The organism is Enterobacter sp. SA187, from assembly GCF_001888805.2.
GTDB lineage: Bacteria > Pseudomonadota > Gammaproteobacteria > Enterobacterales > Enterobacteriaceae > Enterobacter_D.
Window position 1 is genome coordinate 2,280,224 of the sequence record NZ_CP019113.1, and the last position, 16,610, is coordinate 2,296,833.

Consider the following 16,610-nt stretch of genomic DNA (forward strand, 5'->3'; position numbering starts at 1 on the left):
AAAGGTTTGAAGGAAGTCGCAATTCTGAAAACTTATTTGTCTAATATTGCCGGGCACGCTACTTTTTGCGTCTGTTAAGGATCAGGGAGAGAAGCATGAAATTTGTAAAGCAGGGCATCGCGCTGGCAATGCTGGCGGCACTGGGGCTGACGACTTTACCGGCTCAGGCCTACGAAAAAGATAAAACCTATAAAATCACCATTCTGCATACCAACGATCATCACGGCCATTTCTGGCGTAACGATTACCGTGAATATGGTCTGGCGGCGCAAAAAACGCTGGTGGACGGTATTCGCAAAGAGGTGGCGGCAGAGGGCGGCAGCGTGCTGCTGCTCTCCGGCGGCGATATCAATACCGGCGTGCCGGAATCCGATCTGCAGGACGCCGAACCCGATTTTCGCGGCATGAATCTGATTGGTTATGACGCGATGGCCGTCGGCAACCACGAGTTTGATAACCCGCTCAGCGTGCTGCGCCAGCAGGAAAAGTGGGCGAAATTCCCGTTCCTCTCCGCCAATATTTATCAGAAAAGCACCAACGAACGACTGTTCAAGCCCTGGGCGATTTTCAAACGCCAGGACTTAAAAATTGCGGTCATCGGCCTGACCACCGATGACACGGCAAAAATCGGCAATCCCGAGTATTTCACCGACATTGAATTCCGCAAACCGGCGGAAGAAGCGAAGCTGGTCATTCAGGAGCTGAATGCCAACGAGAAGCCGGACATCCTGATCGCCACCACGCATATGGGCCATTACGATAATGGCGAGCACGGCTCTAATGCGGCAGGGGATGTGGAAATGGCACGCAGCCTGCCGACGGGCGCGCTGACGATGATTGTCGGGGGGCACTCGCAAAACCCGGTATGCATGGCGTCGGAAAACAAAAAACAAGTGGATTACGTGCCAGGGACGCCCTGCGCGCCGGATCGCCAGAATGGTATCTGGATCGTACAGGCCCATGAGTGGGGAAAATATGTCGGACGGGCTGATTTTGAATTCCGCAACGGCGAGATGAAAATGGTGCGTTACCAGCTGATCCCGGTCAACCTGAAGAAAAAAGTGACCTATGATAACGGCGACAGTGAACGCGTGCTCTACACGCCGGAAATCCCGGAAAACGCCCAGATGCTCTCCCTGCTGACGCCGTTCCAGAACAAAGGCAAAGCCCAGCTGGATGTGAAAATTGGTAACGTGAACGCGCACCTGGAAGGCGATCGCAGCAAAGTGCGTTTTGTGCAGACCAACCTGGCGCATCTGATCCTTGCGGCGCAAATGGCGCGCAACACTGCCGATTTCGCGGTGATGAGCGGCGGCGGTATTCGGGATTCCATTGAGGCCGGGGACATCACCTACAAAGACGTGCTGAAAGTGCAGCCCTTTGGCAACATCGTGGTCTACGTCGACATGAGCGGCAAAGAGGTGAAAGAGTACCTGAGCGCCGTGGCGAAGATGAAACCAGATTCCGGCGCTTATCCGCAGTTTGCTAACGTCAGCTTCACTTCTGCGAACGGCCAGCTTAACGATCTCAAAATCAAGGGCGAACCGGTGGATGACGCCAAAACCTACCGCATGGCGACGCTGAGCTTTAACGCCACCGGTGGCGATGGCTACCCGCGCATTGATGAAAAGCCGGGCTATGTAAATACCGGCTTTATTGACGCGGAAGTGCTCAAGCAGTTTATCCAGCAGAATTCACCGCTGGATGCCGCGACCTTTGAGCCGAAAGGCGAGGTGGTCTGGCAGTAACCCTTTCTCTTGCCCTCTCCCTGGGGAGAGGGCCGGGGTGAGGGGCCTACTCGCGGCGGGCAATATCGGCGAATTTCGCATCAAGGATCTTCGCAAGATCCGCCGCCGCCAGCTCAATATCCAGCCCGCGTTTGCCGCCCGACACATAAATGGTGGCAAACTGCTGCGCCGGGGCGTCGATCAGCGTCGGCAGACGCTTTTTCTGCCCTAACGGACTGATGCCGCCCACCAGGTATCCCGTAGTGCGTTGCGCCACCATCGGATCGGCCATATCCACTTTCTTCGCGCCCAGCGCCTTCGCCACTTTCTTCAGATCCAGCTGTCCGGCCACCGGCGTGACGGCGACGGCTAACTGCTTCATGTCGCCGTTTATCGCCACCAAAAGCGTTTTATAAACCTGATCGGCATTCAGGCCGAGCTTACGCACCACTTCATCGCCAAAATTCGTTTCGCTGGGATCGTGATCGTAAGTGTGAAGCTGAAAAGTAACCTTGTTTTTTTCCAGTAATTTAACGGCGGGTGTCATAAAAATCCTTCTTACCACTGAGGTATCACACAGCCAGCATACGCCGGGCAAGGGGCGCAAAAATAGTACCATCTTGCGCAATAGTGTTGGCAGTTGCGCTAACTTTGAGCGACAATTAGCGCGCACTGGCGTTAACGCCAGAACTACAATAATGATGAAATTCCTCTTTGACGGGCCAATATAATTATTGGCCATTTTTTTGCCGCAACAGCGTCGGCAAGTTCCCCTCTCCGTACAGATGCAGCGCGCCCGCGGCTACCACATAATGCCCCGGCGGCAACGCCTGCAAATGCTCACACCATGCCTGATTACGCTGATGCATCAGGATCTCATACAGCGGCTCGCTGAAGGTCGACGGCAGCGCGATGTCCCGATCCGTGGGCGGTTTGTTCATCCACCAGCCAATCATCACCTGCAACAGCCGGGCATTGGTGTGCCAGTGCTCCAGCGTATCCAGCAGCAGGGCTTTACCGTCGTCGGGCAACTGACTCAGCAGATCGATTTGATTCTGCGTCCCTTCCAGTTCCATCACCGGAAGCGCCGCCTGTTTTGCCGCCTGCAACAGCTGATAATCAATGCCGAAATCCGGACGCAGGCCCAGCCGCTGCGCCTGGGTAGCCTGCAACACCAGCGCGATTTTCCACGCGGGCTGATCGTCAAAGATGTCAGGGGCAAGGGATAAGGTTTGTAGCAGCGTTTCAAGATCGCGCTGTTCCGCGTCCGTCAGCCGTTCCGCCAGCGGCGCGCGCGGCGGAAGATCGTTGAAGGGCGAGGCCTGGCCGGAGACATCGGCCTCGACAATCAGCGCCGTCGCCTGCTGAAGCTTTTTCAGCAAGCCAGCGGGCAGGGGGGTCATGTCGCGCGTACCCATATGAATACTGCCGACCAGATGAAGATGACGCCCGCCGGGCAGCGTCAAATCTATCGCGGGCCACGGATAACGGGGGGCCCGCAGTGCGTCAAACCAAACTTTTAACCGGCTAAACAGGTTCATACAGGCTCCCGCAAAAGAAAGGACCATGCTAGCGCGCGAGGAAGGTGGGTGCAAATCGGCTAACGGCGACCCTCCCGCAGGAAGGCCGCCGGTGCGGATCAGGCTTTAGGTTTGTAGCGCAACAGGCGGTTGGCGTTGCTCACCACGGTGATGGATGACAGCGCCATCGCCGCGCCCGCCACTACCGGGCTTAACAGCGAGCCGGTAAGCGGCCACAGCACCCCTGCGGCAATGGGAATGCCCAGCGAGTTATAGATAAAGGCCCCCAGCAGGTTCTGCTTCATATTGCGCAGCGTCGCTTTCGAAATATCCAGCGCATCCGCCACGCCCGTCAGGCTGTGACGCATCAGGGTGATAGCCGCCGTTTCGATGGCGACATCGCTGCCGCCGCCCATGGCGATCCCCACTTCCGCCTGCGCCAGCGCCGGTGCATCATTAATGCCGTCGCCGATCATCGCCACCTGACGGCCTTCCTGCTGCAATTTCTTAATCGCATCGGCTTTGCCGTCCGGCAGTACCCCGGCGATTACCTCATCGATTCCGGCTTCCTGCGCAATGGCTTTCGCGGTTACCGGGTTATCGCCGGTGAGCATCACCAGCCGGTAGCCGGCCTGATGCAGACGCGCCAGCGCGCTCACGCTGTCGGAACGCAGCGGATCGCGGATTGCCAGCAGCGCCACGGCGGTGCCGTCCACCGCCAACAGCACCGGCGTCGCGCCCTGCGCCGCCCGGGCGGCAATCGCCTCGTCAAGCGCGCGGGTATCAACGTGCTGTTGATTAAGCAGCGCCTGGTTGCCCAGCAACAGCGCGTGATTATCCACCATGCCGCTGACCCCCAGCCCGCCGAGGGTACGGAAATCCCGCACCTCCGGCAGCTCGTCGTCAGCGGCTTTTTCGACGATTGCGCGGGCCAGCGGATGGCCGGATCCCTGCTCCAGCGCCGCCGCCAGCCGCAGCACCTCGCGTTCTTGATAAGCGCCGGTCAGGGTGACGGCGACCACCTGCGGTTTGCCTTCCGTCAGCGTGCCGGTCTTGTCAAAGACCAGTGTATCCACCTGGCTGCCGCGTTGCAGCGCATCGGCATCGCGCACCAGCACGCCATATTCAGCAGCGCGCCCGACGCCGGAGATAATCGACATCGGCGTGGCCAGCCCCAGCGCGCACGGACAGGCGATGATCAGCACCGTGGTGACGATCACCAGGGTATAAACAATTTGCGGCGCGGGGCCGAAGAAATACCAGATCGCGCCGCTGAACAGGGCAATGGCGACCACCACCGGCACAAAAATGGCCGAGATTTTATCCGCCAGCTGACCGATTTCCGGCTTGCTGCTCTGCGCCTGGCGCACCATGCGGATAATGCGCGACAGGGTGGTGTGGCTGCCGACGGCGCTGGCTTTGAACAGCACGCTGCCATCGGTCATTACTGTCCCGGCGTGAACCGCATCGCCCTGGCTTTTTTGCAGCGGCACCGGTTCGCCGGTAAGCATCGCCTCATCCAGCCAGGCTTCGCCCTGGACGATCTCGCCGTCGACCGGCACGCGATCGCCGGTGGTCAGGCGCAGGATCATGCCCGGCTGCACCTCCGCCAGCGGCAGGGTTTTCTCACCCGCGTCGGTGACCACGCGCGCCGAGGGTGGCGTTAAGTCGAGCAGACGTTCCAGCGCTTTTGACGAGCGCGCCCGCGCCCGTGCTTCCAGCATATGCCCGAGGTTAATCAGGCCGATGATCATCGCGCTGGCTTCATAATAGAGGTGGCGGGCTTCCATCGGGAAGGCGTGCGGCCAAAGGTTGACGCTGATGGAATAGAGCCAGGCCACGCCCGTCCCCAGCGCGACAAGGGTATCCATGGTGGCAGTGCGGTTCAGCAGGCTTTTCCAGGCGCTGCGGTAAAAATGCCCGCCCGCGAACACCATCACGGCGAGAGTGATAGCGCCGATCACCAGCCACAGGGTGCGGTTAGCATCGGTGACCATCATATTGTCACCCGTCATGCCCCACAGCATCACCGGAATACCCACCAGCAGCGCGACAATGGCCTGCCAGCGGAAACGTTTTAAGGTCGCAAGGGCGGTTTCCTGTTGGCGCTCGCGGCGCTTCACATCATCTTCGATGATCTCCGCGCCGTAGCCGGCATTTTCCACCGCGCTCACTAATTCAGCGGCGGAGGCGCTGCCCATTACCAGCGCAGAGCGCTCCGCCAGATTGACCCGTGCCTGGCTGACGCCCGGTACCGCCTGTAAGGCTTTTTGCACGCGGGAGACACAGCTGGCGCAGCTCATGCCGCTTAACAGCAACTGCTGGCTGTCTTGCAGGTCATCCGCTGCCGGAAGCTCAGGTTGCGCCGCTGTCAGTGCTTCCGACGGGAGTGATGACTCTGCCAGCGGTTTAGCCTTTGGGTATTCGGGGCTCGCGTCGTACCCGGCTTGTTTAATGGTATCGATAAGCTCCGCCGCGCTGGCGCTGCCGGTCACGTCGGCATGGGTCAGCGTCACTTCCGCCTGTTCAACGTCAGGGCGCTGCTCCAGACTTTCTTTAACACGTTTCACGCAGTGGCCACAGGTGAGGCCATCAAGCGCTAAAGCGATGGTTTGCGACATAATTAAACTCCTGTAATTTCGGTTGAACCAATACACACATTGATTACAGTTATAAAGGTTAAACCTTCCATCAAGGGGAAGGTCAAGGGGGAAAGATGAATATCAGCGATGTGGCGAAAAAAACCGGCTTAACCAGCAAAGCGATCCGTTTTTATGAGGAAAAAGGGCTGGTGACGCCGCCGTTGCGCAGTGACAACGGTTACCGGCACTACACGCAAAAACATCTCGATGAGCTGACGCTGCTGCGTCAGGCGCGGCAGGTAGGATTTAATCTTGAGGAGTGCGGCGAGCTGGTGGGGCTGTTTAACGATCCTGCGCGTCACAGCGCTGATGTGAAAGCGCGCACGCTGCAAAAAGTGGCGGAGATTGAGCGCCACATTGTTGAGCTGCAATCGATGCGCGAACAGTTGCTGACGCTGGCGGCCTCCTGTCCGGGCGATGACAGCGCCGACTGCCCGATTATTGATAATCTCTCGGGCTGCTGCCATCGCAAGGCGCAGGCATAATCAGCCTGCTTCCCCCGGAGAAAGCGCCTGGCGAAACCAGCGGGTACGCGATAACAGCAAAGTAAACAGGCCGGTGCACAGTAGCGACGTGCCCATGGCAACAAAGTAGATCGTCCAGTGTTCCGTAAACACCGACAGAAAACCCGGCAGCCCGGAAATGCCAATCGACGGGGCTTTCACCTGATAGCTGGCGACGATGCTGCCCGCGATGCCTGCGCCGAACATCGCCGCCATAAAGGGAAAGCGATAGCGCAGATTAACGCCAAAGATCGCCGGTTCCGTGACGCCAAGCCAGGCCGATACCGCAGCGATTGCGGCCACGCCCTGCATCTTTTTATTGCGCACCAGAAAGAAAATCGTCATCGCGCCCATTCCCTGGGCCAGGCTCGCCATCACCTGAATCGGCCACAGGGTGGTGTACCCCAGGGTGCCGATCATTTGCAGATTCACGCCTAAAAACAGATGATGCATCCCCGTTACCACCAGCGGCGACAGGATAGCGGCGAAAACCCCGCCCGCCAGCCCAGGCGCGACGTCAAACAACCACAAAATGCTGCCGGTCATGCCATTTCCCAGCAGCATGGTCAGCGGACCAATCACTAAAAATGCCGCAAAGCCGGTGACCAGCAGGGTCACGGGCGCGACGATAATCACCTGCACCATATCCGGAACCACGCGCGCCAGTAAACGCTCAGTACGCGCCAGTAACCAGGCGCAAAGCAGTACGGTGATCACCTGCCCCTGATAGGCCACTTTTTTCAGTTCCAGGCCCATAATCGACCAGTACTGCACCTGATCCGGCGTTTTTGAGAACTGCTGGGCGCTCATTAAATCCGGGTGGATGAGCAGCAGACCAAGCACAATCCCCAGCACCGGATTACCGCCGAATTTTTTCACTGCCGACCAGCCAATCAGCGCAGGCAAAAACAGAAAAGAGGTGTTGGCGATAAGATTAATAATGCCGGACACGCCCTGCCAGGAGGGATAATGTTTTATCAGCGCATCATCAAAAAACAGCCCCGGATTAACCAGAATATTATTCAGCCCCAGTAATAGCCCGGAGGCGACAATCGCTGGCAGGACCGGAATAAATATATCGGCAAGAGTCTTTATCAGTTGCTGTAAAAGGTTGCCGCGTTTTTCGGATGGTTTTTGGGAAGGGACTGGAGTATTTCCGCGCTGCCGGGAAATTTCCTCATAAACCTTATCAACCAGCCCGGGGCCGATAATAATCTGAAATTGCCCGTTAGCGTTAAAACAACCTTTAACTAAATCATTGCTTTCCAGTTCCTGAATATTAATACACTTCTCATCATGCAGTACCAGCCGCAATCGCGTCAGGCAATGTCCCATTGAAATGATATTATTACTCCCGCCAATAAGTGTAAGCAGCGAACTGGCGTTATCCTCCAGCGTTCCTTTCATGATTTTCGTCCTGAAGTATCGGGTGCCGCTCCGGATAATTACACGCGCTTTTTTATACTGTCAATACACTTAATTTATTGATTTTATGAATATATTGTTTATAAGTTATCCGTGCTATTCGCCGTTGTTTTTCTGGACAGAAACCGGGCGTAGTGCCACGATGGACGCGATATTCTTCGCAAATGGAATTCCGATGATGCAGCCCAATATTTTGCTGATGATTTCCCATGACAGCGGACGTAAATTTCAGAACTACGGTTATCGGGTGGCAACGCCGCATATTAATGCCCTGGCGCAACGCGGCCTGCAATTTGACAATTGTTATTGTCCAGCCCCGCAATGCAGCCCCAGCAGGGGCGCGTTATTAACCGGGTTATACCCACATAATAATGGCCTCATCGGGCTTGCGCATCTCGGTTTTTGTATTTCAGAGGGTGTAACTACTTTACCAAAAGAATTACAAAAAAACGGCTATTATACGGCGCTGATCGGGCTCAGTCATGAAACCATTAATAACGCGCCGCCGGTCGCGGAACGCATATTCTCCTCTACCACCGCGCTTGGCTACGATGACTATATCCCGGTGCCCGGCGAGCGCGCGTCACAGGTTGCCGATTCGGTGATCGATTTTCTCCTCCGCCATCAGCATGACGATCGCCCGTTTTATCTTAACGCCGGTTTTTTTGAAACCCACCGCGATTTCGATGAATATCAGCCAGTTGCAGATCGGCCTGACGAGGTGGAGGTATTCGATTTTCTGCCGGATGTGGATGCCGTTCGCCAGGATATCGCCCTGTTTAACGGCGCGTTAAAGATGCTGGACAGTGCTGTGGGGCGTATTTGCGCGGCGCTGGATGCAACGGGACTGGGCGATAACACCATAGTGGTGTTCACCACCGATCATGGCGTCGCCTTTCCGCTGGCGAAAGGCACCTTAAAAACGGCGGGGCTGGAGACGGCGCTGATTATCGTGCTGCCGGGCAAAGCGGCTGTCACCGGCCGTCGGCAGGCGCTGTTGTGCAATATCGATCTGATGCCCACCTTGCTTGAACTTATTGGCGCAGCCTGTCCCCACGGGCTTGATGGCAAAAGTTTTGCTTCGCTTTTGCACAGCCCGTGCGACGAAGGGCGGGAGTCGTTCTTTACCGAGCTGACCTGGCACGACAAATACCACCCTATGCGCGGCGTGCGTACCGCCCGCTACAGCTACGTCAAAAATTTTGCCGACGGGCCGCTGGTCTATATTCCCGTTGATGCGCATCTGAGTCTGTCTGGGCTTGCGGTGCGGGAGCGGCTGTACGTGCCTAACGAGCCGGAGGAGCTATACGATCTGCATCTGGATCCGCTGGAGAAAAATAATCTTATCGCTCATCCTGACTATCAGGCCATCGCCGCCCGGCTGCGTGAGCGCGTGGCAAACTGGATGCGTGAAACCGACGATCCGTTGCTTAGCGGTCCGGTGAAAGGCGTTGAGTCACGGCGCTGGGCGCAGGAGATCGCCGCCGGTCGGGCGTATCCGGGACGGGAAAAGTGGCAGAAGCAGATGAAAAGCCCGGAGGACGATGACCGCACCGGGTAAAGGGGCGGCCATCGGGGGAAGGGATCAGCGGGCGCATATCCGCAGCGTGATCCCCTCAACGGCTACCACCACCACCGGCGTCCCGGCAGGCAGATCCTCATCGGCGCTCACCGGCCAGGAGCTGTCGCCCACCCGCATGTGTCCGCGGCCATTCACCAGCCCCGTTTCCAGCGTAAAGCGACGGCCCACCAGCTGAACGCCCCGCTGATTCAGCGCGGCATCGGCAGGTTTTTGTTCTTTCACCCGCCGCGCCAGCCAGCGCCACCACAGCCAGGCGGCCAGCATGGTCAGCAGGGAAAACATCACCCCCTGCCACTCCCAGCCAAAGGGCAGCAGCCAGACCACAAGGCCTGTCACCACCGCGGCCACGCCGCTCCACAGCAGATAACCGTTGCCGCCGAGCATTTCAGCCGCTAGCAGGATCCCGCCGAGGCTTAACCAGAAAATGTGCGGATGCGCGAGCAGGATGTCCATGGCTATTTCTTCCGCGCAGTGGCGCTGTCGCTGAGCAGTTCTGAAATCCCGGCGATGGATCCCATCAGGCTGCTGGCGTCCAGCGGCATCATGATCACTTTGCTGTTATTGGACGAGCCGATATGTTGCAGCGCTTCGGTATATTTTTGCGCCACAAAGTAGTTCACCGCCTGAATATCCCCGGCGGCAATCGCCTGAGACACCATCTTGGTCGCCTCGGCTTCCGCTTCCGCCGAACGCTCGCGCGCTTCAGCCTGCAGGAAGGCGGACTGCCGCTCGCCTTCCGCTTTCAGGATCTTCGATTGCTTCTCACCTTCGGCTTTCACAATCTCTGCCTGGCGAATACCTTCGGCTTCGAGAATATAGGCGCGCTTGGTACGTTCCGCTTTCATCTGCGCGTTCATGGCGTCAATCAGTTCCGCTGGCGGGCGCACATCGCGGATCTCAATACGGGTGATCTTAATACCCCACGGATTCGTCGCTTCATCGACAATATGCAACAGGCGGGTGTTAATGTTATCGCGCTGCGACAGCATTTCATCCAGCTCCATGGAGCCCAGCACAGTACGGATATTGGTCATCGTCAGGTTGATGATCGCCAGCTCCAGATTGCTCACCTCATAGGCGGCTTTCGGCGCGTCGATCACCTGAATAAAGCACACCGCATCAATGGATACGTTGGCGTTATCTTTGGAGATCACTTCCTGGGACGGGATGTCGAGCACCTGCTCCATCATATTGATTTTACGGCCAATGCGGTCCATAAAAGGTACCACCAGGCTCAGCCCCGGTTGCAGGGTGTGGGTGTAACGCCCGAAGCGTTCGACGGTCCACTGATAACCCTGCGGCACGATTTTCACCCCCGCGCCGACCACCACCAGAGCAACAAAGATAAGAATAGGGATAACGATAAGCATAAAACCTCCTGTTATTAAATCCGTGGGTATTGAATTACATCCATTTCATTGCGGGTAAGTATAACTTTTATCGCCATCAGGCACCCCTGTTAATCCTGAGGGTGAAAAAGGGCGGGAATGAAATCAAAAGATGCGGACGCTTTATGCAACAGGATAAGACCGCACGGCAAGTACGGAATATGACTTTTCAGACTAAGTGGTAACCCGCAGGCTGGCACAATACCACTGCACTCCGTAGGCCGGGCAAGCCTGCGCCGCCCGGCGAAACCCATGTCAGTACAGCAAAGAATACAGCTTACGGCGATATTTCGACGCCAGCGCATCACCCGTGCCAAGCGCTGCCAGGATCTCCTGCAACATCTTACGCGCCTGGCCGTCGGCGGCATTCAGATCCTTGCTCAGATGGCTGAACAGCAACTCCAGCGCTTCTTCATTGCGGCCCACCTGATGCAGTTGCAGCGCCAGCTGCGTGGCGAGCGTTGCGTTTGCCGGATCGATTTCCACCTGCTGTTGCAGCAGCTGGATCTCCGGCGTATCCGCCGCCTGTTTCAGCAGATCGATCTGCGCCACCAGCCCCTGATAGCGGGTATCCTGATCCTGCATCGGGATGGTTTTCAGCACCGCTTCCGCATCCTCGGAGCGGTTAAGGGCGATTTGCGTTTCCGCCAGCAGCAGACCAATTTCGCTCGCCTGATTTGAAAGCTGCCAGGCCTCTTTTAACAGAGGCAGGGCATCAGCATAGTTGCCTTCTTCGATCAGCTGCATTGCCTGCTGCGCTTTCAGCTCTTCTTCACGCGGCAGCACTTTTTCCAGCAGCGCGCGGATGGCTTCTTCCGGCTGCGGCCCCTGGAAACCATCCACCGGCTGGCCGTTCTGGAACAGGTAAACGGTCGGGATGGCGCGCAGGCCAAACTGCGAGGCCACCATCTGCTCGGCGTCGCAATCGACCTTCGCCAGCAGGAACTGCCCGTTATACTGCGCCGCCAGCGACTCCAGCACCGGCGTCAGTTGCTGACAATGCTGGCTACGCTCGGACCAGAAATAGAATAACACCGGCGTGGCGACAGACTGCTCCAGCGTTTGCTGTAGGTTCGCTTCGGTAACATTGACAATATTTTGTACGGACATAACGTTTTCTCTGTTTTCGCGTTTATCTTTACATGGGGTCAGGCGTGGAGCCTTCAACTCAGCCGCGTAAAATTTTATCCATCAGACGATCCGGTAACAGGCGTTTTAATACCCTTACCGCATGGGTGACCAGCGTCACCGGATAACGTACTTTTGGCCGCTTACTCTCAAAAGCATGGCGCACTTTGGCGACCACTGCCTCCGGGCCGAGGGTAAAACGTGCGGCGATACCCGGATTTTCCACCGGCTTGTCGCTGGTCTGATTGACGTTTTTCGTAAAGCGGGTGCGGATGGGACCAGGTTCAATCAGGCTCACCTTAATGCCCGTGTGCCGCAGCTCCATACGCAGCGCATCCGACCAGGCTTCCAGCGCATATTTACTGGCGGCATAGGCCCCGCGACCGGGCGTGGAGATCAGCCCCATCACTGATGACGTCATCACGATACGGCCCTCACCGTGGGGGATCATCGCGGGCAGCAGGCGCATAGTGAGCTGGTGCGCGCCAAAAAAGTTGGCGGAAAACTGCTGCTCCATCTGCTCGCGGGACACGGTATTAAGCGCGCCATAGACCCCGTAACCCGCATTATTAAAGAGGCCGTACAGACGGTTTTCGGTGCGCGCAATTACCTCATCGGCCGCGCGATCCACACTTTCCGGCGAGTCCAGATCCAGTAAAATGCCGGTAAAACCCATCGCATTCATCCGCGATACGTCATCGGGTTTGCGGCAGGCGGCAAGGATATGAAATCCCTGGCGCTTCATCTCTACTGCCGTTTCCAGACCAATTCCGCTGGAACATCCTGTAATTAAGACCGATTTTTGCATAACTTTACCCGTCGGCTTTCCCGATTATTTATGAGGCGTGGTTTACTAAAGGTGCCAGGCGTGTCGCCATCCAGTCGGCGATAAACGGCTGGGCGTCAGGGTTAGGATGAATACCATCGTCCTGCATCCACTGCGGTTTCAGATAGACCTCTTCCATAAAGAAGGGCACCAGAGGAATATCGAACTCGCTGGCAAGTTTGGGATAGATGGCGCTGAACGTCTCAGTGTAGCGACGGCCATAGTTCGCCGGCAGACGGATTTGCATCAGCAGCGGTTGCGCGTCGGCGGCTTTTATTTCCTGCAAAATTTTACGCAGCGTGGCTTCGGTCTGCGCCGGTGCGAAACCCCGCAGGCCGTCATTGCCGCCCAGTTCCACCAGTACCCAGCGCGGCTGATGCTTTTTCAGCAGGGCGGGCAGACGCGCCAGCCCCTGCTGCGAGGTATCGCCGCTTATACTGGCATTAACTACCGGCGTCTTCTGCTGCCATTTATCGTTGAGCAGCGCCGGCCAGGCCGCCGTTGCCGCCATGCGATACCCGGCGCTCAGGCTGTCACCCAGAACCAACAACGTGTCCGCCGCGGCGGCGCGACAGGTTAACAGAAGCATAAAAAGGAAGGGCAAATGCCAGCGGAAAACATTGTTGAAGTTCATCATCTTAAGAAGTCCGTCGGTCAGGGGGAACATGAGCTGTCCATCCTCACCGGAGTTGAGCTGGTTGTCAAACCCGCGCAGACCATCGCGCTGATTGGCGAATCCGGATCCGGCAAGTCCACACTGCTGGCGATCCTCGCCGGGCTGGATGATGGCAGTAGCGGTGAGGTGCACCTGCTGGGGCAGCCATTGCACAGTATGGATGAAGAAGCGCGGGCAGCCCTGCGCGCGCAGAACGTCGGCTTTGTCTTTCAGTCCTTTATGTTGATCCCAACGCTGAACGCGCTGGAAAACGTCGAGCTCCCGGCGCTGTTGCGCGGCGAAAAGAGCAGCCAGAGCCGGGAAAATGCCCGCGCGCTGTTAAGCGAACTGGGGCTGGCGAAGCGTCTTGATCACCTTCCGGCGCAGCTTTCCGGCGGCGAACAGCAGCGCGTGGCGCTGGCGCGCGCCTTTAACGGGCGTCCCGGCGTGCTCTTTGCTGATGAACCCACCGGCAACCTCGATCGCCAGACCGGGGATAAAATCGCCGATCTGCTGTTTTCCATGAACCAGCAGTACGGCACTACGCTGATCCTCGTCACCCACGATCCACAGCTCGCTGCCCGTTGCGATCGTCGTTTGCGGCTGGTTAACGGCCTGCTGCAGGAGGAAGCATGATCGCCCGCTGGTTCTGGCGCGAATGGCGCTCGCCATCGCTTTTGATCGTCTGGATGGCGCTGAGTCTCGCCGTCGCCTGCGTGCTGGCGCTCGGCAACATCAGCGACCGCATGGAGAAAGGCTTAAGCCAGCAGAGCCGCGACTTTATGGCGGGCGACCGCGCGCTGCGCAGTTCCCGGGAGATCCCCGACGCCTGGCTGGATGAAGCGCGTAAGCTTGGCCTGAAAGTCGGCACGCAAATCAGCTTTGCCACCATGACCTTTGCCGATGACACGCCGCAGCTGGCGAACGTCAAGGCGGTTGATGACATCTACCCGATGTACGGCGAGCTGGAAACCCGCCCGGCTGGCGTAAAGCCGCAGCCGGGAAGCGTGCTGCTTGCGCCGCGTCTGATGGCGCTGCTGAAACTGAAAACCGGCGATGAAATCGATGTCGGCGATGCCCGTTTACGTATTGCCGGGGAGGTGATCCAGGAGCCGGATGCCGGTTTCAATCCCTTCCAGATGGCGCCGCGCCTGCTGATGAACGTGGCGGATGTGGCGAAAACCGGCGCGGTGCAGCCCGGCAGCCGCGTCACCTGGCGCATCAAGTTTGGCGGCACGGCCGCGCAGCTGGAAGCCTACGAGAAATGGCTGCTGCCGCAGTTAAAGCCGGAGCACAAATGGTACGGCCTTGAGCAGGATGAAGGGGCGCTCGGCAAATCCCTTGAGCGCTCGCAGCAGTTCCTGTTGCTGTCGGCATTGCTGACGCTGCTGCTGGCGGTTGCCGCCGTAGCGGTGGCGATGGGGCATTACTGCCGCAGCCGCTACGATCTGGTGGCGATCCTCAAAACCCTCGGTGCGGGGCGCGCCCAGCTGCGCAAGCTGATCGTCGGCCAGTGGCTGATGGTGCTGGGGCTGTCAGTCATTACAGGCGGCGCCATCGGCCTGGTGTTTGAACGGGTGCTGATGATCCTGCTCAAACCTGTGCTGCCCGCCGCGCTGCCGCCTGCCAGCCTGTGGCCGTGGTTGTGGGCGGTGGGCACCATGGTGGTGATCTCCCTGCTGGTAGGGCTGCGTCCGTATCGTTTGTTACTGGCAACGCAGCCGCTACGCGTGTTGCGCCGCGATGCGGTGGCCAGCGTCTGGCCGCTGAAGTTTTATATTCCGGCTATTAGTATCGTCACCGTCCTGCTGCTGGCCTGGCTGATGGGCGGCAGCATGCTGCTGTGGGCGGTGCTGGCCGGGGCGGTGGTGCTGGCGGCGCTGTGCGGGCTGCTCGGCTGGATGCTGCTTAACGTGCTAAAACGCCTGACGCTGAAAGCGCTGCCGCTGCGCCTCGCGGTGAATCGCCTGCTGCGCCAGCCCTGGTCCACCTTAAGCCAGCTGTCGGCCTTCTCGCTGTCATTTATGCTGCTGGCGATGCTGCTGGTGCTCAGAGGCGATCTGCTTGACCGCTGGCAGCAACAGCTGCCGCCGGAAAGCCCGAACTATTTCCTGATCAACATTGCTTCTGAGCAGGTCACGCCGCTGAAAGGGTTTCTCTCGGAACATCAGGTGATCCCGGAATCCTTCTATCCCATTGTAAGGGCGCGGCTGACGCAGATTAACGGCACATCCACGGACGGCAATCAGGATGAAGCCTTAAACCGCGAGCTTAACCTGACCTGGCAGTCGCAAAAACCGGATCACAACCCGATCACCGCAGGCAGCTGGCCGCCGAAAACCGGGGAAGTGTCGATGGAGCAGGAGCTGGCGAAACGGCTGAATATTTCGCTGGGCGACAGCGTGACCTTTATGGGCGATACCCAGGATTTCACCGCCAGAGTTACCAGCCTGCGTAAAGTGGACTGGGAAAGCCTGCGGCCTAACTTCTACTTCATCTTCCCGCCTGGCGCGCTGGACGGACAGCCGCAAAGCTGGCTGACCAGTTTCCGCTGGGAAAACGGCAACGAGATGCTGACGCAGCTTAACCGCGAATTCCCGACGGTCAGCCTGCTGGATATCGGCGCGATCCTGCAACAGGTCGGTCAGGTGCTGCAACAGGTGAGCCGCGCGCTTGAAGTGATGGTGGTGCTGGTGACCGGGTGCGGCGTGCTGCTGTTGCTGGCGCAGGTGCAGGTAGGAATGCGTCAGCGTCATCAGGAGCTGGTGGTCTACCGCACCCTTGGCGCGGGCAAAAAACTGCTGCGTACCACGCTGTGGTGCGAGTTTGCGCTGCTCGGTTTTGTCTCCGGGCTGGTGGCCGCCATCGGTGCGGAAACGGCGCTGGCAGTTCTGCAGACGCGTGTGTTCGACTTCCCGTGGGAGCCGGACTGGCGGCTGTGGCTGGTGCTGCCGCTTTCCGGCGCGCTGCTGCTGTCACTGTGCGGCGGCTGGCTTGGCACACGGCTGCTGAAGGGCAAAGCGCTGTTCCGTCAGTTCAGCGGTTGATTCTCTCTGCCCCTCTCCCTGCGGGAGGGGGCATCGTCCATCGCTCCCCCTCTCCCTGCAGGAGGGGGCCGGGGTGAGGGCATTGACGATCCCCTGTCATTCAGTGACATACTCAGTAGCATCATGAAATATTTTCAATTACTGCCGCGCCGCCTTTATGCCATCTT

The 16,610-nt window shown here is 58.2% G+C and carries 14 protein-coding genes; 5 read left to right on the forward strand and 9 right to left on the reverse strand.

What is annotated here, in order from left to right; translation table 11 throughout:
• Nucleotides 1–95: 95 nt before the first annotated feature.
• Complete coding sequence (gene ushA, locus BMF08_RS10805; protein ID WP_072567597.1) at nt 96–1,748, forward strand: bifunctional UDP-sugar hydrolase/5'-nucleotidase UshA; 1,653 nt, start codon at nt 96–98, stop codon at nt 1,746–1,748.
• Nucleotides 1,749–1,794: 46 nt separating this feature from the next.
• On the opposite strand, the gene ybaK is transcribed toward ushA, so the two are convergent.
• The 3 genes from ybaK to copA form a co-directional block, all read right to left on the reverse strand.
• Nucleotides 1,795–2,274, reverse strand: coding sequence for a Cys-tRNA(Pro)/Cys-tRNA(Cys) deacylase YbaK (gene ybaK / locus BMF08_RS10810; RefSeq protein WP_072567598.1), 480 nt, complete (start codon nt 2,272–2,274; stop codon nt 1,795–1,797).
• 184 nt (nt 2,275–2,458) lie between these two features.
• Nucleotides 2,459–3,268, reverse strand: coding sequence for a TraB/GumN family protein (locus tag BMF08_RS10815; protein WP_072567599.1), 810 nt, complete (start codon nt 3,266–3,268; stop codon nt 2,459–2,461).
• 98 nt (nt 3,269–3,366) lie between these two features.
• Entirely contained in the window at nt 3,367–5,868 is a 2,502-nt protein-coding gene (gene copA, locus BMF08_RS10820; RefSeq protein WP_072567600.1) for a copper-exporting P-type ATPase CopA, read from the reverse strand.
• Nucleotides 5,869–5,963: 95 nt separating this feature from the next.
• Here copA and cueR point away from each other — a divergent pair, with 95 nt between their 5' ends.
• Complete coding sequence (cueR, locus tag BMF08_RS10825) at nt 5,964–6,374, forward strand: Cu(I)-responsive transcriptional regulator (protein WP_072567601.1); 411 nt, start codon at nt 5,964–5,966, stop codon at nt 6,372–6,374.
• Here cueR and BMF08_RS10830 read toward each other — a convergent pair whose 3' ends face one another.
• Nucleotides 6,375–7,799: a PTS transporter subunit EIIC gene (locus BMF08_RS10830; protein ID WP_072567602.1), complete on the reverse strand. Its 1,425-nt coding sequence runs from the start codon at nt 7,797–7,799 to the stop codon at nt 6,375–6,377.
• 193 nt (nt 7,800–7,992) lie between these two features.
• Between BMF08_RS10830 and BMF08_RS10835 the strand changes: the two genes are divergently transcribed.
• Complete coding sequence (locus tag BMF08_RS10835; RefSeq protein ID WP_072567603.1) at nt 7,993–9,378, forward strand: sulfatase family protein; 1,386 nt, start codon at nt 7,993–7,995, stop codon at nt 9,376–9,378.
• 24 nt (nt 9,379–9,402) lie between these two features.
• Here the strand turns inward: BMF08_RS10835 and BMF08_RS10840 are convergent, their stop codons facing one another.
• From BMF08_RS10840 to tesA, 5 genes are all read right to left on the reverse strand, one after another.
• Nucleotides 9,403–9,852: an NfeD family protein gene (locus BMF08_RS10840; protein WP_072567604.1), complete on the reverse strand. Its 450-nt coding sequence runs from the start codon at nt 9,850–9,852 to the stop codon at nt 9,403–9,405.
• A gap of 2 nt (nt 9,853–9,854) precedes the next feature.
• Nucleotides 9,855–10,769, reverse strand: coding sequence for an SPFH domain-containing protein (locus tag BMF08_RS10845; RefSeq protein WP_072567605.1), 915 nt, complete (start codon nt 10,767–10,769; stop codon nt 9,855–9,857).
• Nucleotides 10,770–11,042: 273 nt separating this feature from the next.
• Entirely contained in the window at nt 11,043–11,897 is an 855-nt protein-coding gene (locus BMF08_RS10850) for a thioredoxin family protein (protein WP_072567606.1), read from the reverse strand.
• A 58-nt stretch (nt 11,898–11,955) separates the two neighbouring features.
• Complete coding sequence (locus BMF08_RS10855) at nt 11,956–12,723, reverse strand: SDR family oxidoreductase (protein ID WP_072567607.1); 768 nt, start codon at nt 12,721–12,723, stop codon at nt 11,956–11,958.
• 28 nt (nt 12,724–12,751) lie between these two features.
• Nucleotides 12,752–13,378, reverse strand: a complete 627-nt coding sequence (tesA, locus tag BMF08_RS10860) for a multifunctional acyl-CoA thioesterase I/protease I/lysophospholipase L1 (protein WP_158684884.1) — start codon at nt 13,376–13,378, stop codon at nt 12,752–12,754.
• Between tesA and ybbA the strand changes: the two genes are divergently transcribed.
• A complete protein-coding gene (ybbA, locus tag BMF08_RS10865; protein WP_072567609.1) occupies nt 13,346–14,032 on the forward strand; it encodes a putative ABC transporter ATP-binding protein YbbA in 687 nt (228 codons plus the stop codon). The two genes, tesA and ybbA, sit on opposite strands and share 33 nt — an antisense overlap.
• Entirely contained in the window at nt 14,029–16,443 is a 2,415-nt protein-coding gene (gene ybbP / locus BMF08_RS10870) for a putative ABC transporter permease subunit YbbP (RefSeq protein ID WP_072567610.1), read from the forward strand. The genes ybbA and ybbP overlap by 4 nt, the downstream gene beginning before the upstream one ends.
• Nucleotides 16,444–16,610: the final 167 nt, after the last annotated feature.